Raw genomic sequence first — 244 nt, 5'->3', positions numbered from 1 at the left:
GGTCGTCAGGCGGCGAAAAGCCGAAGGCAATCCTATGCGCCTCGTCAGACAAGATGTGCGGCCGCATCAATCGGGCCCAAAAGCCGCACTCTCACGAATAGGACGGGCTAGGCCGCGCCGACGTCAGCATCACCCGCGGGACGCTGGGCAACTGGGTGATCCGGGCGAGCGAGTTGCATCTGCATCCGGTCTATGACGTGCTACAGCAAAAGCTCAGGTCGGCTCCGTCAGCCAGATCCAAGCA

The 244-nt window shown here is 62.3% G+C and carries 1 pseudogene; it reads left to right on the top strand.

Annotation, left to right across the window (positions count from 1 at the left end):
• Window positions 1-119: 119 nt before the first annotated feature.
• Window positions 120-244: pseudogene (locus QJT78_RS52600) on the top strand (hypothetical protein); the annotation flags it as partial.

This window comes from Bradyrhizobium sp. Mp27 (assembly GCF_029953005.1).
GTDB lineage: Bacteria > Pseudomonadota > Alphaproteobacteria > Rhizobiales > Xanthobacteraceae > Bradyrhizobium > Bradyrhizobium barranii.
This window is presented reverse-complemented; position numbering and strand designations above follow the sequence as displayed.